Consider the following 18,288-nt stretch of genomic DNA (forward strand, 5'->3'; position numbering starts at 1 on the left):
GCAGTATATTTCAATTATGGATTAAGGGTGCAGCGCTACCGCTGAATAGTTACCTTAAACACTTTCACCATATCCTTGTCGCCACCCACAAGTTGGCTGCATCTGTTCAACATTCCGGTGTCTGAGAAACCGCATTTCTCCATGACTCTTCCCGATGCAGGATTTCCGGTGAAGTCGTCTGCCCAGATATTTTCGAAATGCTTCTCGTTGATGCAGTAGTCGAGCATCTGTTTCAAGGCTTCGGTGCAGATCCCTCTGTTCCAGTAAGTTTTCCCTACCCAGTAGCCCACCTCACAGTCGTTTTCTCCGATAGGGATGTTGCTGGTTTCATGGGTGTAGTAGCCGACGCAGCCGATAGCCTCGCCAATTAAGCAACTTTTAGCTGTTGCTCGGGTAGAGAAATCCAAAAGCACTTAAATATGCGCCCAAAACAGGGAATAGCGTAGAAACGTGGGACACATATGGTCTCAGAAACTGTGCGGACAGTAAAGGCAAGAAGCCTTTTACTGACTTCTTGCCTGATAGAGGGTCTTCGTAATGGTGTAAACGAAAGGTTATTTCACTACAAATTTCTTTCCGTTGCGAACATAGATGCCGGGTTGCAGCGATTTGACGCTTGTGCCCAGACGCTGACCATTGATGCTGTAGACTACACCGTCGGTAGTGGCATGGTCCGTTGATACTTCGCGGATGCCTGTGGCGTAGCTGCTGATGAAATCGAAGGTGATCACGCCGTTCTCCTCTGCAATGTTGGCCAAGGCTTTGTCTACCTTGTGGAACGTGCTATTGGTGGCCGACTTGGGATTTGTGCCAGCATACCAATAGAAGTTGGGGAGGTTCATGTTGTCGTTGAGGGCCGTAACGTTGCTGGTTCCGGGATAGGGATCGCCCTTATGGCTCTCTAAATATTTGTTGCTGTTGGCCTTGATATACGATGACAGGCATTCGCCATCGGCTGGCACAACGGCCATACCTGGCTTCCCGGCTTCGTTGTTGAGCTTGGTGTTGATGTAGATGTTGGTGTTGCCCACCTCGTTGACATGGTAAACCAGCAGGCCGTGGCCAGGCAGCGACCGGTTCCAGCCTTGCTTCTGGATGTTCTCCAAGAGGAAATACTCCAAGGGCTCCTCGTCGTTTTGAATCTTATAGACTACGCCGCCCTGCTCCGTTGTCTTGTCCATTTGGATGCCCGTAGCGCTTTCTCTGAGCGTCTGTGTGGTTACGGGCCACTCCATCTGCGTCTTTTCCCATGCGGTGTAGGCCGTGGGGCGATAGCCGTTGCTAACATATTCGCCACCGTCCATCAAGTCCCAGTACTCCATCTCCTGGTTGTTAACACGGGCTGAGGTGGTGGTGGGGTAGATATCGGGCAGGCCAAGTGCGTGTGAGAACTCGTGGCAGGTAACGCCTACGCCAGTAATCATCAGGGTGGGGTCGGTGTTGCTCACGGCGATGGGCGACAATTCGCTGGCCATGCTGTACCAGTTGAGCTTCAGGCCCTTGAACGTGCCATTGGCTGCGCCAGTCTTAGCCCAAACGGTGTTGGCGCCGCCGCCATAATTCTGACCGATGCCAGCGTAGATGATGTAAACACAGTCGATGAGGTTGTCGCCGTCGTTATCGTAGACTGATGCGTCGGCCACAGAGTCGACAATCAGGCTGAGGGCGTCGTTGACAAGATCGATCGATTTCTCACCCGATGACGAGCTCTCAGGGCTCTTGCCATAGTATTCCATGGCCTTGGGAAGGGTGACGGGGCCGTAAATGTCGAACTTGGGACGGAACAGTCCACCGCTCATGTCATGGAAATATTGGCTCACACTGCCGTGGTTGCGGTAGTTGCCGTTGCCCAGGTCGTCGAGCGTTCCTTCTTGGTTGAAGAATTGTTGGAACGCTTTCTTAGGCTGTTTGACGGTGATGGCCGAGTCGGCAAAGTTGACGAGGATGGTAAGGATACGTGGTGAGCCCTTGTGGGGCACGTAGTTGGGTGATGGCTTGCCCAACACCTTGTGGGTGCTCTTCTCGATGGGCACGAGGTCGTGCTTGCCGAAGCGCATGCCGACTGTTCCTTCCTCGTCAAAGACAGGGGCGGGAACCTTGTTGCCCCAACGGTCGGTTACCGTGTTTTGAGACCAGGCGAAAGCGCTGGTTAAGCACAGAGCAGTAGTGAGTATAAACTTCTTCATAATGGTTTCGTTTCTGTTATTTGTCTTTCGTTCGTTGATCAAAATAATATTGTCCTTTGTGTTGTGTGCGTCGACCGTACTCGATGGCATGGTGCGGACAGTGGTGGTAGCAGGCAAAACAGGTGAGGCATGAGCCGTCGTGCCGCCATTGGGGCGTACTTCCGGGACCGCCAATGATGTCGTGGACAGGACATACTGAGGCGCAAATGCCACACGCCACGCAACGCTCGGAATCGACATGGAAGGGGCGGTCGGTAATGAGTCGGTGGGTGAAATAGCCGCCAATGATGCGTGAGTTGATGCGGGGCCAATGACCTCGGTGCAGTTGGCGTACTCCTTTCTCACGTTTCGCGATGATGGGTTCGTAGGATTGGAGCAATGCGGCGGCCTCGTCTTTCTTGGCCTTTTCCTTCGCCTCCGTGTCAACATCCATGAAGGGTAAGCCAACATACGACTCGGGCATGATGAGCGAGAAGGCTGAATCGAGATGGATTCCCACTTCGCTCAAGTCCTTTTCGAGTATCTCAATCGTCTCGCCGATGTTGTCGCCGGCTGTGCAGAGGGCATAAACGTAATGCCCCTCTGCCCTTAAGCGAAGTCTTGAAACGAAGTCGCGCACCAATTTGGGCGGGCGCCAACCATGAACGGGAAAGCAGAACCCGATGCGTTCGCCTTCCTTTAGGTCAGGGGAGAACGTGCCGGTGGGGTGGTCGGGGATGAAGACAAGCTCCTCTTGGGTGGCCTCGCTAAGATACTGGGCTGCCCAACGTGTGTTGCCTGTGCCTGAGAAATAGAATATCATGTTTGCAAAATTATGAAAAAAAAGGCACAAAACAAGTCTGTCGGTCAATAAAAGACGTGTTGACAGCTTATTGTGTGCCTTTTCCGTTTATTTGGTCGCAGCATCCTTGTATCATGTTGCGGATTTGCGCTATGCGCGCTTTTTTATTGGTGGTGTATTGAGTGTAATAGAACCATGCGCTCTGTAGGTTGTCGAGAGCGTCGATCCATTGGTTGCGAAAAGTGTGTATGAGTCCTATCTTGTAGTAGGCGTCGCCTTTCTCGTTGTTGTGGCAGACGGTGAGCATCTGTTGGTAATTGGGCAGGGCCTTGTCGTATTCCTTTAGGTTGAAAAGGCTTTCCGCATTGGCGAAGTAGTAGAATGAGCGCTCCTGGGGCGCGAATTTCTCCAACTTCGGAATGGCTTTGCTGAGACATTCCGTGGCGTGCTCGTAGTCCCACTCATAGTAATAGCACACGCCGAGGTAGGCCTGAAACCGTGGGTTGAGCCGATAATGCAGGTTTAGGTCCTGAAGGATAAGCATCGACTCGTGGTATTTTCCGTTTTGGAAATAATCGATGGCCATCCCCAACCGTTCGCTGTCCGTTGGTTGTGCCCATGCCCTGACGTTTCCCGTCATGGGAAAGACAAGGAACATAAGCACCGTACTGATTGTGCGGAGGTAGCGGACGGGTAGGGATGTCTTGCCTAACGTGTGATGACGAAGGATCATTCAGTGTAGAAGTTGATGAGGTCACGCAGTGCCTTTTGGCAGGCAGGGCAGAACTCCGGGATCTCGTTGGTGCGCATGCGGCAGTCGTTGCAGGCGCGGTAAACGCCCTTCATCTTATAGCCGCCGCCTTCTACGAGGCCAACGCCGGGCTTCTTGCCAATCATTTCTTCCCATTTGCCCTTGAAGTTTACCTTCGTGGTGATGTTCTTCTCCCAAGGCTCTACATCGAGAGGATACATGTTGACCTCTTCGTTTTCGTAAGCGTACTCATCTGCCAGACCGGCGAAACTGTGTCCGAACTCATGCACAACGACGGGTTTCGACCACTTGTTGTGGATGGTGGAGAGAAGGTATGAATTGAGGATGCCACCGCCGCCATAGCGCTCGGAGTTGACCAACACGAGGATGTGCTCATAGGGAGTGCCGGCCAGTAGGTCGTGCATGTCCTTCAGGTTAGAGGTCGTGAGGTAACGCTCGCTGTAGTTGGTGTCCCAGTGTGAGTGCAGGGCAGTGTTCTTCCAGATGCCCTTTCCAGGCTCGCTGGCACCGCTATCTTTTGACGGCGACTTCACGGCAACGATGTGGAAGCGGTCTCTCATACCCTTGAAAGGCTCGTGTGCGAACAGGGCTTCCATGGCCATTTTTACATCTTGGATGAAGGTGCCCATCTCCTCGGGACGGTAACCTTCGGCAAGATAGGCCAGGTGGATGCAGTTGTTAGTGTCTTTCGCCTGTTGAATAGTCTCGAACGGGGTGACGTCGCGATAGCCTATCTGGCGGATGAGGATGTCGGTGGGCACCACTTGGTGCGTGAGCTTTGAAGTGATTTCGCGGCGGTTGTTGCGTAGGTCGAGCGTGATGTCGACGGTGTCCTTGGGCATTGGCACGAGGAACACGTTCTCAAACGAACGCTCGGTGGTCAAAGCCTCGGGTTCTTCCTGCCACTCTTGAAATAGAGTGGAGAAGGAATTGCGGTAGATGATACGCTGGGTCTTATGGTCGCGAACGGTGATTTGCCCGTTGCCCTCAACGGGAACCTCAGCAAGGCGCTTGCGCTTGCCATACCAACGAGGCTCAACACAGAGTTGGTCGAGCGCAATGTGCTGCGTGTTATGGGTACCCGAGAAAATGTAGTCGATACGAAGTGTCTTGTCTTGGAAATACTGACTGAAGTCCTGTGCTGTGCTGCTGATGCAACACAACACGGCAAACGCTGCTGTTAAGAGTGTTTTTTTCATAATGAGTTAGATTAATAAACCTTTAGTACTTCACCGACACGGATCTGGTGGTCGGGTGAGAGATGATTTTTCTTGTATAGGTATTTTACACGCATGCCGTAGTATTGCGAAATCATATACATGTTTTCGCCAGCCTTAACGACGTGTGGACGGTTTTTGTATTGCTTGGGAGCGCGACGGCGTTTTTTCTTCAGATAAACGATTTCACCTGCATGCAGCACATCCTTACGGCTGCGCTCGTTGTAGGAAGCCAGTCGGCGATAGCTGAGCTCGGTCTCTTTCGCTATCGACTTGAAGGTGTCGCCTTCGCGCGCCACAATGTAATAGTTCTTATTGAAGATATGGATGGGGTGTAGCCCCGCATTGGTGTCGGCGGGGCGGTCGTTGCCTGCGCGCTGGGCCATGAACCTGTCGTAGCTATGCGCCTTGTCGTATTCCTTTAGGTTGAAAAGGCTTTCCGCATTGGCGAAGTAGTAGAATGAGCGCTCCTGGGGCGCGAATTTCTCCAACTTCGGAATGGCTTTGCTGAGACATTCCGTGGCGTGCTCGTAGTCCCACTCATAGTAATAGCACACGCCGAGGTAGGCCTGAAACCGTGGGTTGAGCCGATAATGCAGGTTTAGGTCCTGAAGGATAAGCATCGACTCGTGGTATTTTCCGTTTTGGAAATAATCGATGGCCATCCCCAACCGTTCGCTGTCCGTTGGTTGTGCCCATGCCCTGACGTTTCCCGTCATGGGAAAGACAAGGAACATAAGCACCGTACTGATTGTGCGGAGGTAGCGGACGGGTAGGGATGTCTTGCCTAACGTGTGATGACGAAGGATCATTCAGTGTAGAAGTTGATGAGGTCACGCAGTGCCTTTTGGCAGGCAGGGCAGAACTCCGGGATCTCGTTGGTGCGCATGCGGCAGTCGTTGCAGGCGCGGTAAACGCCCTTCATCTTATAGCCGCCGCCTTCTACGAGGCCAACGCCGGGCTTCTTGCCAATCATTTCTTCCCATTTGCCCTTGAAGTTTACCTTCGTGGTGATGTTCTTCTCCCAAGGCTCTACATCGAGAGGATACATGTTGACCTCTTCGTTTTCGTAAGCGTACTCATCTGCCAGACCGGCGAAACTGTGTCCGAACTCATGCACAACGACGGGTTTCGACCACTTGTTGTGGATGGTGGAGAGAAGGTATGAATTGAGGATGCCACCGCCGCCATAGCGCTCGGAGTTGACCAACACGAGGATGTGCTCATAGGGAGTGCCGGCCAGTAGGTCGTGCATGTCCTTCAGGTTAGAGGTCGTGAGGTAACGCTCGCTGTAGTTGGTGTCCCAGTGTGAGTGCAGGGCAGTGTTCTTCCAGATGCCCTTTCCAGGCTCGCTGGCACCGCTATCTTTTGACGGCGACTTCACGGCAACGATGTGGAAGCGGTCTCTCATACCCTTGAAAGGCTCGTGTGCGAACAGGGCTTCCATGGCCATTTTTACATCTTGGATGAAGGTGCCCATCTCCTCGGGACGGTAACCTTCGGCAAGATAGGCCAGGTGGATGCAGTTGTTAGTGTCTTTCGCCTGTTGAATAGTCTCGAACGGGGTGACGTCGCGATAGCCTATCTGGCGGATGAGGATGTCGGTGGGCACCACTTGGTGCGTGAGCTTTGAAGTGATTTCGCGGCGGTTGTTGCGTAGGTCGAGCGTGATGTCGACGGTGTCCTTGGGCATTGGCACGAGGAACACGTTCTCAAACGAACGCTCGGTGGTCAAAGCCTCGGGTTCTTCCTGCCACTCTTGAAATAGAGTGGAGAAGGAATTGCGGTAGATGATACGCTGGGTCTTATGGTCGCGAACGGTGATTTGCCCGTTGCCCTCAACGGGAACCTCAGCAAGGCGCTTGCGCTTGCCATACCAACGAGGCTCAACACAGAGTTGGTCGAGCGCAATGTGCTGCGTGTTATGGGTACCCGAGAAAATGTAGTCGATACGAAGTGTCTTGTCTTGGAAATACTGACTGAAGTCCTGTGCTGTGCTGCTGATGCAACACAACACGGCAAACGCTGCTGTTAAGAGTGTTTTTTTCATAATGAGTTAGATTAATAAACCTTTAGTACTTCACCGACACGGATCTGGTGGTCGGGTGAGAGATGATTTTTCTTGTATAGGTATTTTACACGCATGCCGTAGTATTGCGAAATCATATACATGTTTTCGCCAGCCTTAACGACGTGTGGACGGTTTTTGTATTGCTTGGGAGCGCGACGGCGTTTTTTCTTCAGATAAACGATTTCACCTGCATGCAGCACATCCTTACGGCTGCGCTCGTTGTAGGAAGCCAGTCGGCGATAGCTGAGCTCGGTCTCTTTCGCTATCGACTTGAAGGTGTCGCCTTCGCGCGCCACAATGTAATAGTTCTTATTGAAGATATGGATGGGGTGTAGCCCCGCATTGGTGTCGGCGGGGCGGTCGTTGCCTGCGCGCTGGGCCATGAACCTGTCGTAGCTATGCGCCTTGTCGTATTGCCACAACTTATAGAGGTCGATGAGGTCGATAAGCTTCTTCGCATAGTGGGGGTTTGTGGCGTATCCGCATGCCTTGAGGCCATTGGCCCAACCGCGATAGTCGGTCGGTTTCAGTTGGAACAAGCGGGCGTAGCGTGTGTTGTGGGCTAGGAACTTGCTGTGATCTTCGTAGCTTTGGCGTGGATTGTCATAGGCTCGAAAACACTCGTTGGCAGCGTCGTCGTCTTTGTTCATTGTGCGGCCTGTCCACCCATGACACTTGATGCCAAAGTGGTTGTTGCCGCGTGTGGATAGATCGCTCCTTCCTGCGCCACTCTCAAAAAGGCCTTGGGCTAAGGTGATGCTGGCAGGAATGCGATATTTAAGCATCTGCTCGATGGCGAGATCCTTGTATTGATCGATGTATGTTTGGTATTGCTGGTTCCATTTCATTTGCGCCTGTGCAGCGATGGAGGCGCAAAGCATGAGGAGACAGCTAAATAGTTGTCTGAAACGAGGCATGTGAGTTGTTAACTTTACATTTAATGCAAAGTTAATAAAAAAAGCCTATAGTCAAGGATTATAGGCTTTTTTTAACGTTTTGAGGTGACGAAAGGTTGGCTTAGTGGCTTGCGGCGTTGAGAAGAATCTCAGACAACGTTGGGTGAATGTGCACAATTTCAGCCAAACGATCGGCGGTTGCATCAAAGTTCATTAGTGTTGCCACCTCCTGAACCATCCATGAAGCCTCTTGTCCTAAGGCATGGCAACCGATCAGTTTTCCCTGGTCGTCGCATACCAACTTAAGTAATCCGTCGGTAGCCTCAGAGGCTTGTGCACGGCCATTGGCACGATAGAGTGATTTGCGTACAGCGCATGCTATGCCCATTTCTTTGCACTTGTCCTCGGTAAGTCCCACAGAAGCAATTTCTGGGTGAGTGAAGACGGCAGCAGGCATGATGTTGAGGCGAATGTTGTCGGTTTTTCCTAAGATGTGGTTGATGGCATGGAAACCTTGGAATGTGGCTGCGTGTGCAAGCATCTGGCGACCGTTGACATCGCCAATGGCGTAGATGTGGGGCACAGTGGTCTGCATGTTGTCGTCGACCTCGATACCTCTTCTTCCCACTTCGATGCTTGTGTTCTCAAGCCCTAAGCCCTCTACATTGGCTTGGCGACCTGTAGCCACCAAGATGCAGTCGGCCTCGATGGTTTCTGAAGTTCCCTTCTTCACGTTTTGGTAGGTAACCTTGTCGCCATCCACTTGCTGAAGTCCGCATCCGAGATTGAACACAATACCCTGCTTCTCCATCGACTTACGCAAGCGACGAGCAAGCTCTTGGTCCATGGTGGGGAGGCATTCCTTCATGAATTCGATGATGGTGACTTTGCTACCAAATGCCCGAAAGACGGAGGCCATTTCCAAACCAATCACGCCTGCGCCAACAATGCAAAGATGCTGGGGCGGAGTAGAAAGGTTGAGCAGTTCCTCTGACGTGACCACACGTGGGTTGGCGCGAATCTCGTCGGGGCTCAATCCAGATACGGGAGGCATCTTGGCTTTTGAGCCTGTGGCTATGAGGATATCCTTTGCTTTGACAGTTTCTTCGCCCACAGCTACGGTGTTGGCGTCCACAAGGGATGCGTGTCCGTGCAGGAAGGTGATAGAAGGTTGGCCGAGAAGAGCTTCGATACCTTTCCGCAATCCATCAATAACCTGATTCTTGCGGTCGATGGCGGCTGCCAAACGCATTGCGCCCTCATTGGGAACGGCAACAGCTTTTTCCGCGTCGTGAATCAACGCCTTTGTGGGAATGCATCCGCAGTTGAGGCAAGTGCCACCTGCGAAGGCTTCTTCAGCGATAACCACTTGCAGGCCATGCTTGGCTGCAAAGGCAGCGGCCTCGTATCCACCGGGGCCACTGCCAATGATGATGAGATCAGTTTGTATCATGAACTCGATTGCTTATGGGTTCTCGGGGTATGTCAGAACAGGATTCTTAGCTGCGAGCACATCGTCTACGCGCCTGATAGGAGCGTTGTGGGGAGCAGTCTTCACCAACTCGGGATCTGTCTTGGCCTCCTCGGCAATCTTGCGTAACACAGCAACGAATCCGTCGATGCTCTCCAGACTCTCCGACTCAGTAGGCTCAATCATCATGGACTCGTGGAACAGAAGTGGGAAGTAGATCGTAGGAGCATGGTAGCCGTAGTCGAGCAGGCGCTTGGCCACGTCCATCGTTGTAACACCTGTAGACTTGTCGGTCAAGCCATTGAACACAAACTCGTGCTTGCTCAGGCCCTTGATGGGAAGTTCGTAAACATCCTGCAACTTTGCCTTGATATAGCTGGCATTGAGCGTTGCGGTAGGACCAACCTTCTTAATGTACTCGTAACCGAGGCTGAGGATGTAGGCCCAAGCGCGCATCTCCACGAGGAAGTTGCCCTGATAGGGGTTGACTGTCGGGAAGAATGGCTCCAACTCCTTACGGCACCCCACAGGGCCGCTGCCAGGTCCGCCACCACCGTGAGGTGTGGAGAAGGTCTTGTGCAGGTTCAGGTGAATCACATCGAAGCCCATGTCGCCCGGACGGCATACGCCGAGAAGCGGGTTAAGGTTAGCTCCGTCGTAATACATCAGACCGCCACATTTGTGAACCATCTCCACGATCTTGGTGATGTTGTGCTCGAAGATGCCCAATGTGTTGGGGTTGGTCATCATCATGGCTGCAACCGTGTCGTCGAGCTTGGTTGCCAAGTCGTCGACGTCGACGGTACCGTCTTCCTTACTCTTGACCTCAACAACATCGAGGCCACACACCGCTGCCGAAGCAGGGTTGGTGCCATGGGCTGAGTCGGGGACGAGAACCTTTGTTCGCTTGAAATCGCCGCGGCTCTCATGGTAACCTCTGATAATCATCAGGCCCGTGAGCTCACCGTGAGCACCAGCGCATGGCTTCAGGGTGACGGCACCCATACCTGTAATCTCACACAGCATCTTCTTGAGCTCATCAGCGAGAGCTTGTGCTCCTGCCACCGTAGAAGCTGGCTGAAGCGGGTGCAGGTTGACGAATGCGGGATGGTTGGCTGCCTCCTCGTTGATCTTGGGGTTGTACTTCATCGTGCATGAGCCTAATGGGTAGAGGCCGTTGTCCACGCCGAAGTTGTTGCCGCTATGATTGGTGTAATGTCTGACCACAGTCATCTCGTCGCACTCGGGCAGGGCAGGTGCTTTGGTGCGGCTTACGTCTTTGCGTAATTCGTGATGGGGGAACTGGTTTTTAGGAAGATGGTAACCAACTCGCCCTGGACTGCTCAACTCAAAGATGAGACGGTCGTATAATTTGTTGTTCATGGATTGTTTCGTTTAATGGGTAAGGGCGTTTAGGAAATCAAAGCAACCAGTTGGTCTATTTCTTCCTTGGTGCGCTGCTCGGTGACGGCGAACATGACGGTGTCGTCGGAGATGGCTACGCCGCCCATGAAACCGTTCTCGACCCACTTCTCTTGGAGAGCCGCGAGGTCGCCATCATACTTGACGCAGAACTCGTTGAGGAATTCCTGGCCAGGAAAGGCATCGCAGAAGTGTCCGGTAGCGATCAGTTGGTCGTGCAGATAGTGGGCTCCATCGCATCCCATCTGTGTGGCTTCCTTCAGACCTTGCGGTCCCATGAGCGACATGTAGATGGTGACCCAAAGAGCCATGAGACCCTGGTTAGAGCAGATGTTGGATGTAGCGCGCTGTCTTCTGATGTGTTGCTCGCGTGCCTGAAGTGTCAATACGAACGCACGTTTGCCGTCTTGGTCGACAGTCTGACCGACGATACGTCCCGGCATTTTGCGCATGTGCTTCTCTGTAGTACACATGTAACCGATGTAAGGACCTCCCCATGACAAAGGAATGCCCAATGATTGACCCTCGCCAACGGCGATGTCGGCACCCCATTCTCCTGGAGTCTTCAGCATAGATAGGTCGGCTGCTACGCTATTGATAATGAGCAAGGCTTTTGCTGCATGGCAACGATCGGCCACGCCAGTATAATCCTCTACGATACCGTAGCGGTTAGGCTGTTGTACGATGAGGCCAGCCACTCCACCTTGAGCCAATGTCTCGTCGAGCGCCGAGAAGTCGGTTGCGCCATTGACTGTGGGTAACGACAGCAACTCGATGCCATGGAAGTGTGCGTATGTCTTTACCACCTCTTTCACCTTGGGATCGATTCCGTCGCTGAGAATGACCTTGTTGGTCTTCTTGGTCGATGCTACCGCCATAAGTGCAGCCTCGGCTGTTGCAGTAGAGCCGTCGTACATGTTGGCGTTGGAGATATCCATGCCAGTGAGTCGAGCCATCATGGTCTGATACTCGAAGATATAGTGCAGAGTGCCTTGTGATATTTCGGCCTGATAGGGAGTGTAGCTCGTCAAGAATTCCGAGCGCTCCACGATCTGCGGGATAACAGCGGGCGTATAGTGGTCGTATGCGCCTGCTCCTGCAAAACATACCAATTGCTTGTTGAGCTTGCCGAATTCGGCGAGCTTCCTACGAATCTCTATTTCGCTTTGCGATGACGGCAGGTCATAGTCTTTCTTGAGCCGCACGTTATCGGGCACGTCTTTATAGAGATCGTCTACCGATTCAATTCCAATGACATCAAGCATGTGCTTGATGTCATCGGATGTTTGTGGGAAAAAGGGATGCATTTACTGATTCTTTGAGTTGTAAGTATCCTCGTCCATGAGGCTCTCAAGCTCCGAAGGATCGGAAAGCTTAACCTTAATGATCCAGTTCTCGTTGGCGTCCTGGTTGATGAGCTCGGGGCTGTCCTCCAAACTTTCGTTCACCTCAACCACTGTGCCGCTTACGGGTGACAGCAGGTCGCTTGCGGCCTTCACGCTCTCTACGGCGCCGAAGACCTCACCAACTTCTACATCGTCGTCCACGTCGGGCATGTCCACATAGACGATGTTGCCCAACTGCTTTTGTGCGTAGTCGCTGATTCCAACGTATCCAAATTCTCCTTCTACACGAACGTACTCGTGTGACTCGCTAAAATAGGTCATGATTCTTCTTGTGTGTTAATGGTTATTGTTATTATTATTATTATTATGTCTTGTGGTTTTCCCGTCCTGTTGTAGGCGGTATGGGCTTATTTCTTGTAATGCTTGTCGTAGAACTTCTTCTTGACGATTGTTGCGGGGAAGGTCTTCTTGCGGATTTGCACCTCCACGCGGTCGCCCAACTTCAATGAAGAGTCAACCAATGCCACGGCACAGCTCTGGTCGACAGAGATAAGGCGATAGCCTGTGGTGACCTCACCAACCTCTACGCCATCTTTCAGCACCTTATATCCGTGGCGAGGCACGGCGCGGTCGTCGAGCATGAGACCTCTGAGGCGTCGAGCCACACCCTCGGTCTTCTGCTTCAGCAGAGCCTCCTTGCCGATGAACTCGGGCTTGTCGAACTTGCAGAACATGCTAAATCCAGCCATGACGGGTGAAATGTCTTGTGACAGTTCGTCGCCGTAGAGAGGGAGACCCACCTCGAAGCGGAGTGTGTCGCGGCAACCCAGTCCGCATGGTTTGCAACGACCGCTTTCCATGAGCTTGTCCCATTGGTTAACGATATACTCGTGGCTTCCGTAAATCTCAAAGCCATCCTCGCCTGTGTAACCCGTGCGGCTGACGATAACTTCCACGCCATCCACATTGAGGGTCTTAGCTGTATAGAACACCAAGTCCTTGCAGGGTATTTGCAGCACTTCCTCCATGACGGTTTCAGCCTCAGGACCTTGCACGGCCAACTGGCCGTAACGCTCTGAGCAATGGTCGATGTTGACGTTGAATCCCTCAGCGCTCGTCATGATCCACTCCATGTCTTTGTCGATGTTGGCAGCGTTGATGACGAGGAAATACAGTTGCTCGCCCATCTTGTAGACCAACAAGTCATCGACGGTGCCACCGTCAGGGTAGCACATCATGCCGTAGAAGATTTGGCCAATGGGGGCTCCAGTTACATCGTTTGTGAAGATATGGTTGACGAAGCGCTCTGCGTCCTCACCAGAGATGAATGTCTCACCCATGTGGGATACATCGAATACACCGCAATGCTGGCGCACGGTGTTGTGCTCCTCGATAATAGATGAGTACTGGATAGGCATATCAAAGCCTCCAAAAGGTTGCATGAGTGCGCCCAATGCTACGTGGCGATCGTAAAGGCAAGTTCGTTTGTTCATAGATATTTATTTATGGTTGTTAATTTAATGTCGTAGTAGTTGACTGTACGGGTGGTAGGGATTAGAGGTGCTTACAACTATTTTCCGTAGATGAAACTTGGCTCGAGATATTCTTTTTCGATCTCTTTGATTCCCTCGATGTCTTTCTCGTTGAGGCTGACTGATGATGTGCAGATTGTAGCGCGCAGCTTTTTCTTCATCTCCTCCAACGACAGTGGTGTGAAATTCTTAAGCAGCGTGATGCGTTGACGCACGCTTTGCACACCATTGCGACTCAGTTTCTGTTTACTGGGTGTGATGGCGTTGGTCATGTTCTCCATGTTGGTGTCGTAAAGGAGCGTGCCGTGAGCGATGACGCGGTCGGTCATGTGCAGGATGGCATTGCCCGAAATCTTTTGCCCGTTCAACATGATGTCGTTGTGGTCGTTGCGTTCAGCGGGAATTCCAATGGCGTTGAACGATCGTGTCAACATCTCCATGTAGTATGCGAAGCAGTTGTCGACGCTCTCCTCGCCAGTGATGTATGAAAGCATTACGTTTCCCATGTCGGCGTAGACGCACCCGCCACCGCTTTTCCTGCGGTAGAACTGAATGTTGTGCGATTTGCAGTATTCGATGTTCACCTCGTCCTCGATGACTTGGTTACGACCGAATATGACGGTCGGATTGACCTGCCACATGAAGAAGCAGTCCTCTCCCTTGTAGATATTTCTAGCTACATATTCCTCCATGGCCAAATAGAAAGGCAGGCGCATGGTGCCTTTTGTGTCTATGTCGACGTAGATCATGGTTAATACTTCGTATTAGGTTTAATAATTCCGTGCAAATATACATATTATAATCATACGTTCCAAACTTTTTCAGTTAAAAAAACGTTCTATTATAAAATGGCTTTGAGGGGGATGCGGAATCACTTTTCTACCCAAAGAGTTTTGCTTCATTGGTAGCGTTGTTGTGCTCGTTACCGGAGGGAGTTGACCTTTTGAAATCAAGTTTGTTTTGTTGGGATTCTTCCTTGAAAATGGGACGTTTTCATAAAGCCTAATGGGCGAAGCAATACTTGCCTTAACCATACTGTGGCGAGAAAATGTGGCATCAATAAGAAACAAAGAATGGGCAATGCTATAAAACACAGCATTGCCCGAATGATGCTTTCTACCTATTTTTCTGTGGTTGATGCCTTGATCTTCCTGTTGGATGATGGACATCTCATACGAAAATAGGTGAGTTGTTAATGGGGAAAGCCGCACCAAGTAGTGGTGCCCCTATGGCTTATTCGCCCTTGTTGTTTTTCAGTTTCTCCACATAAGCGTCGATGGCTGCCACGGCGGTGATGTTTACCACATCCTGCACGCTTGCCTCGAAGTCGGTGAAGTGGATAGGCTTGTTCAGTCCCATCTGGATCGGGCCAATGACCTCCACGTCAGGATCCAATCCCTTGAGAAGCATGTAACAACTGTTGGCAGAACTCATGTTCGGGAAGACAAGCGTGTTGACATCCTTGCCTTTCAGGCGTGTGAACGGATACTTGTCGTCGCGTAGCTCTTTGTTCAACGCGAAGCTGACCTGCATCTCACCGTCGACGGCCATATCGGGATAATCCTTCTGCAAGCGCTCTACAGCTTGGTGTACGGTTACGGGTGAGCCCACTTCGTCGGTACCGAAGTTGGAGTAGCTGATCATGGCCATCACTGGTTCGTCGTTGAAGAACGACACGGAGTGTGCGGCCAAGCGAGCCACATCGTAGAGCACACTATCGTTGGGATGACGGTTGATGAGCGTGTCAGCGATGTAGTAGATGCCCTTCTTCGTATTGAGAATGTGCATGGTGGCAAATGTATTGTATGCGGGATTGATGCCTACCACTTCCTTGGCCACCTTGATCGTGTTGCTGTATTTGGTGTAAAGGCCTGTGATGAACGCATCGGCATCGCCTTGCTCCACCATTGACATACCAAAGTAGTTGCGCTCATACATCTTATCATAGGCTTCTTCGAAGGTGTAGCCTTGGCGTGCGCGTTTCTCTGAGAGATGCTTGGCGTATGTGGCGCGACGTCCTTGCTCCTTGTCGGCGCGCATATCGATGATTTCCACACCAGAGAGATCCAACTTCAAACGGTTGGCCAGGCGTGTGAGGCGGTCGGGGTTACCCAACAGGATGGGCGAGCATATGCCCTCTTGAAGCGCCTTTACGGCAGCTTTCATCATGGTGGGGTGACCACCCTCGGCAAACACCACGCGCTGTGGGTGCATGGCTGCGGTGGCATGAAGTGTGCGTGTGAATTTTGTCTCCTGGCCCAGCATCTGGCGCAGGCGTTCCTTGTATGCCTCCCAATCGGTGATGGGCGTTCTTGCCACGCCGCTTTCTATGGCGGCTTTGGCTACTGCGGCCGACACCTCTGTGATGAGGCGTGGGTCGACGGGTTTCGGTATGAAATATTTCGGTCCGAACTGTAGGTCGCTAACATGGTACACCTCGTTGACAATTTCGGGGATGGGCATCTTGGCCAGTTGGGCAATAGCCTTGACGGCAGCCAATTTCATCTCCTCGTTGATGGCTCTGGCATGCACGTCCAATGCGCCGCGGAAGATGTAGGGAAATCCTATAACATTGTTGATTTGGTTGGGGTAGTCGGAACGCCCAGTCGACATGAGTACGTCGGGACGAGCCGCCATGGCGTCTTCGTAAGAAATCTCGGGGACGGGATTGGCGAGTGCGAACACGATGGGATGGTCGGCCATCGACCTAACCATGTCTTGCGAGAGCACATTGCCTTTCGATAATCCTACGAATACGTCGGCGCCCTTGACGGCCTCCTCCAGAGTGTGGATGTCGGTGCGGCTGGTGGCAAATTCAGCCTTCTGCTCGTTTACGTTCTCGCGGCCTTTGTAGATTACGCCACGTGAGTCGAGCATCACGATGTTCTCGTGCTTCGCTCCGAGTGAGCAATATAACTTGGTGCAACTGATAGCGGCAGCTCCTGCTCCGTTGACCACGATTTTTGCTTCTCCGATCTTTTTGCCAGCCACCTCAAGTGCGTTGAGCAATCCAGCGGCCGAGATGATGGCCGTGCCATGTTGGTCGTCGTGCATCACAGGGATGTCGAGCGTCTGCTTCAGGCGATTCTCGATATAGAAACACTCTGGAGCCTTGATGTCTTCGAGGTTGATTCCTCCGAATGTAGGCGCAATCTTCTCAACGGCCTCGCAGAATTTCACAGGGTCTTTCTCATTGACCTCAATGTCGAATACATCGACGCCTCCATAAATTTTGAAAAGCAATCCCTTACCTTCCATGACAGGCTTGCCACTCATGGCGCCAATGTCGCCGAGTCCGAGCACGGCTGTACCGTTGGAGATAACGGCCACAAGGTTTCCCTTGTCGGTGTATTTGTAAACGTCATCGGGATTGTTTTGTATTTCCAAACAGGGGAAGGCGACGCCTGGTGAGTAAGCCAAACTTAAGTCGGTTTGGGTACGGTATGGTTTTGTGGGCTTAACCTCAATCTTACCTGGTCTGTCTTTGAAGTGATACTCCAATGCAGCCTCTTTTGTGATTTTTACCATATTGCTTATAATTTATGCTTTGTTCGTGATGTTGTTTAGGTGCAAGCGAGTGCTATGAGATCTTTCTCCATTGTTGCTAATTGCAACCTCTCATCGGCAAAGTTAATAAAAAACGAAGTAACAGCCCTAAGTTTTCACTATTTTTATTATCTTTGCAGAAGATAATCGGCTATGGGCCATTCGGAATTGAACCATCCTGTTGCCTCTATGCGCATTCTATGCGTTCACGAAAGTGCATCCCGTTCGTCAACGATTCTTTCTGATAGCTTGAGCTGATGTAATCTCATCCACATCACCAATAGTTGCTTTGTAATATGACTCAACCAAACTACACAACGGAACATAGGGAAGCGCTTCGTGAGCAGATATTGAAGGTTGCTACACGCGAATTCACTACGATTGGCGTCAAGTCGGTGAAAATGGACGACATTGCCCGTAAGTTGAAGATTTCCAAGCGTACGCTTTATGAGATTTATGACAATAAAGAGCAGTTGCTCTTGGAGAGTGTGGCGCGTAGGATACATGAGTTTGACGCCACATTGGAGCGTTTCGACTCAAGTGGCGAGAAACAGGTGATAGATATTCTCCTTGAGTTTTATCGTCTACAAATGGAAGAATTGCGCGATATGAACCCTGTTTATTATGAGGATTTGCACAAGTATCCGCGCGTGATGTCGTTCTTGGAGCAAGTCAACAAGGAGCATAAGGCTCATAGCAAGGATTTCTTCAAACGTGGTGTGCAGGAAGGTTATTTTCGCAATGACTTCAATTATGAGTTGATCAGTCTGTTGGGCAATAACGTGATGCAAAACGTAATGGAAAGCAAACTCTATAACACTTACAGTTTGCAAGACATCTTCCGCAACGTTGTCATGTTGTTCATACGTGGGCTGTGTACTGCCAAGGGCATTCAGGAACTCGACCGCCAGTTGGAGAGCAGGGCGTAAGGTTTTGTCATTTCCCATCACCGATGGCCTAAATGCCAACGGAGGTTTGGGTTGATGATTGTAGAATACTAGTGATGCGATATTAATCGCTTAACTATAGTTATATATTTGATATTTAA

17 protein-coding genes are annotated in these 18,288 nt (G+C 51.4%); 1 reads left to right on the top strand and 16 read right to left on the bottom strand.

Annotated features, from left to right (window positions below; genetic code table 11):
• Positions 1-35: 35 nt before the first annotated feature.
• From WKK33_RS09745 to WKK33_RS09820, 16 genes are all read right to left on the bottom strand, one after another.
• Positions 36-413 (bottom strand): GNAT family N-acetyltransferase, encoded by a 378-nt coding sequence (locus WKK33_RS09745; protein ID WP_337933632.1) that lies wholly within the window; start codon positions 411-413, stop codon positions 36-38.
• A gap of 141 nt (positions 414-554) precedes the next feature.
• Positions 555-2,186 (bottom strand): M6 family metalloprotease domain-containing protein, encoded by a 1,632-nt coding sequence (locus WKK33_RS09750; RefSeq protein WP_337933634.1) that lies wholly within the window; start codon positions 2,184-2,186, stop codon positions 555-557.
• A gap of 16 nt (positions 2,187-2,202) precedes the next feature.
• Positions 2,203-2,988, bottom strand: coding sequence for an EFR1 family ferrodoxin (locus WKK33_RS09755; RefSeq protein ID WP_337933636.1), 786 nt, complete (start codon positions 2,986-2,988; stop codon positions 2,203-2,205).
• 67 nt (positions 2,989-3,055) lie between these two features.
• A complete protein-coding gene (locus WKK33_RS09760; protein ID WP_337933638.1) occupies positions 3,056-3,700 on the bottom strand; it encodes a hypothetical protein in 645 nt (214 codons plus the stop codon).
• Positions 3,697-4,938 carry a M64 family metallopeptidase gene (locus WKK33_RS09765; protein WP_337570852.1) on the bottom strand — a complete coding sequence of 414 codons (1,242 nt, stop codon included), beginning with the start codon at positions 4,936-4,938 and terminating at the stop codon, positions 3,697-3,699. The genes WKK33_RS09760 and WKK33_RS09765 overlap by 4 nt, the downstream gene beginning before the upstream one ends.
• A gap of 11 nt (positions 4,939-4,949) precedes the next feature.
• Positions 4,950-5,768 (bottom strand): LysM peptidoglycan-binding domain-containing protein, encoded by an 819-nt coding sequence (locus WKK33_RS09770; protein WP_337933640.1) that lies wholly within the window; start codon positions 5,766-5,768, stop codon positions 4,950-4,952.
• A complete protein-coding gene (locus WKK33_RS09775) occupies positions 5,765-7,006 on the bottom strand; it encodes a M64 family metallopeptidase (RefSeq protein ID WP_337570852.1) in 1,242 nt (413 codons plus the stop codon). The genes WKK33_RS09770 and WKK33_RS09775 overlap by 4 nt, the downstream gene beginning before the upstream one ends.
• Positions 7,007-7,017: 11 nt before the next feature.
• Positions 7,018-7,875 carry a glucosaminidase domain-containing protein gene (locus WKK33_RS09780; RefSeq protein WP_337933642.1) on the bottom strand — a complete coding sequence of 286 codons (858 nt, stop codon included), beginning with the start codon at positions 7,873-7,875 and terminating at the stop codon, positions 7,018-7,020.
• A 169-nt stretch (positions 7,876-8,044) separates the two neighbouring features.
• On the bottom strand, positions 8,045-9,376 hold the full coding sequence (gene lpdA / locus WKK33_RS09785; RefSeq protein WP_337933644.1) for a dihydrolipoyl dehydrogenase: 1,332 nt from the start codon (positions 9,374-9,376) through the stop codon (positions 8,045-8,047).
• A gap of 12 nt (positions 9,377-9,388) precedes the next feature.
• Positions 9,389-10,777, bottom strand: a complete 1,389-nt coding sequence (gcvPB, locus tag WKK33_RS09790; protein WP_337933646.1) for an aminomethyl-transferring glycine dehydrogenase subunit GcvPB — start codon at positions 10,775-10,777, stop codon at positions 9,389-9,391.
• Positions 10,778-10,806: 29 nt separating this feature from the next.
• Complete coding sequence (gene gcvPA / locus WKK33_RS09795) at positions 10,807-12,123, bottom strand: aminomethyl-transferring glycine dehydrogenase subunit GcvPA (RefSeq protein ID WP_337637565.1); 1,317 nt, start codon at positions 12,121-12,123, stop codon at positions 10,807-10,809.
• Complete coding sequence (gene gcvH / locus WKK33_RS09800) at positions 12,124-12,483, bottom strand: glycine cleavage system protein GcvH (RefSeq protein ID WP_215760417.1); 360 nt, start codon at positions 12,481-12,483, stop codon at positions 12,124-12,126.
• Positions 12,484-12,569: 86 nt separating this feature from the next.
• Positions 12,570-13,655: a glycine cleavage system aminomethyltransferase GcvT gene (gcvT, locus tag WKK33_RS09805; protein WP_337637566.1), complete on the bottom strand. Its 1,086-nt coding sequence runs from the start codon at positions 13,653-13,655 to the stop codon at positions 12,570-12,572.
• 77 nt (positions 13,656-13,732) lie between these two features.
• Positions 13,733-14,443: a lipoate--protein ligase family protein gene (locus tag WKK33_RS09810; protein ID WP_337570861.1), complete on the bottom strand. Its 711-nt coding sequence runs from the start codon at positions 14,441-14,443 to the stop codon at positions 13,733-13,735.
• A 72-nt stretch (positions 14,444-14,515) separates the two neighbouring features.
• Positions 14,516-14,863: a hypothetical protein gene (locus tag WKK33_RS09815; RefSeq protein WP_337933647.1), complete on the bottom strand. Its 348-nt coding sequence runs from the start codon at positions 14,861-14,863 to the stop codon at positions 14,516-14,518.
• 64 nt (positions 14,864-14,927) lie between these two features.
• Entirely contained in the window at positions 14,928-17,222 is a 2,295-nt protein-coding gene (locus WKK33_RS09820; protein WP_337469527.1) for an NADP-dependent malic enzyme, read from the bottom strand.
• Positions 17,223-17,536: 314 nt separating this feature from the next.
• On the opposite strand from WKK33_RS09820, the gene WKK33_RS09825 reads away from it, so the two are divergent.
• Complete coding sequence (locus WKK33_RS09825; RefSeq protein WP_337469528.1) at positions 17,537-18,169, top strand: TetR/AcrR family transcriptional regulator; 633 nt, start codon at positions 17,537-17,539, stop codon at positions 18,167-18,169.
• Positions 18,170-18,288 lie beyond the last annotated feature (119 nt).

The sequence above is a fragment of the Hallella sp. genome, assembly GCF_037460745.1.
Classification (GTDB): Bacteria; Bacteroidota; Bacteroidia; order Bacteroidales; family Bacteroidaceae; genus Prevotella; species Prevotella faecis.

Excerpts from the sequence above, each read along its gene's own strand:
- WKK33_RS09760 (WP_337933638.1), bottom strand. The coding sequence starts at position 3,700 with ATGATCCTTCGTCATCACACGTTAGGCAAGACATCCCTACCCGTCCGC.
- WKK33_RS09765 (WP_337570852.1), bottom strand. The coding sequence starts at position 4,938 with ATGAAAAAAACACTCTTAACAGCAGCGTTTGCCGTGTTGTGTTGCATC.
- gcvPA (WP_337637565.1), bottom strand. The coding sequence starts at position 12,123 with ATGCATCCCTTTTTCCCACAAACATCCGATGACATCAAGCACATGCTT.
- gcvPB (WP_337933646.1), bottom strand. The coding sequence starts at position 10,777 with ATGAACAACAAATTATACGACCGTCTCATCTTTGAGTTGAGCAGTCCA.
- lpdA (WP_337933644.1), bottom strand. The coding sequence starts at position 9,376 with ATGATACAAACTGATCTCATCATCATTGGCAGTGGCCCCGGTGGATAC.
- WKK33_RS09750 (WP_337933634.1), bottom strand. The coding sequence starts at position 2,186 with ATGAAGAAGTTTATACTCACTACTGCTCTGTGCTTAACCAGCGCTTTC.
- WKK33_RS09825 (WP_337469528.1), top strand. The coding sequence starts at position 17,537 with ATGACTCAACCAAACTACACAACGGAACATAGGGAAGCGCTTCGTGAG.
- WKK33_RS09820 (WP_337469527.1), bottom strand. The coding sequence starts at position 17,222 with ATGGTAAAAATCACAAAAGAGGCTGCATTGGAGTATCACTTCAAAGAC.
- WKK33_RS09815 (WP_337933647.1), bottom strand. The coding sequence starts at position 14,863 with ATGTCCATCATCCAACAGGAAGATCAAGGCATCAACCACAGAAAAATA.
- WKK33_RS09770 (WP_337933640.1), bottom strand. The coding sequence starts at position 5,768 with ATGATCCTTCGTCATCACACGTTAGGCAAGACATCCCTACCCGTCCGC.
- gcvT (WP_337637566.1), bottom strand. The coding sequence starts at position 13,655 with ATGAACAAACGAACTTGCCTTTACGATCGCCACGTAGCATTGGGCGCA.
- gcvH (WP_215760417.1), bottom strand. The coding sequence starts at position 12,483 with ATGACCTATTTTAGCGAGTCACACGAGTACGTTCGTGTAGAAGGAGAA.
- WKK33_RS09755 (WP_337933636.1), bottom strand. The coding sequence starts at position 2,988 with ATGATATTCTATTTCTCAGGCACAGGCAACACACGTTGGGCAGCCCAG.
- WKK33_RS09780 (WP_337933642.1), bottom strand. The coding sequence starts at position 7,875 with ATGAAATGGAACCAGCAATACCAAACATACATCGATCAATACAAGGAT.
- WKK33_RS09775 (WP_337570852.1), bottom strand. The coding sequence starts at position 7,006 with ATGAAAAAAACACTCTTAACAGCAGCGTTTGCCGTGTTGTGTTGCATC.
- WKK33_RS09810 (WP_337570861.1), bottom strand. The coding sequence starts at position 14,443 with ATGATCTACGTCGACATAGACACAAAAGGCACCATGCGCCTGCCTTTC.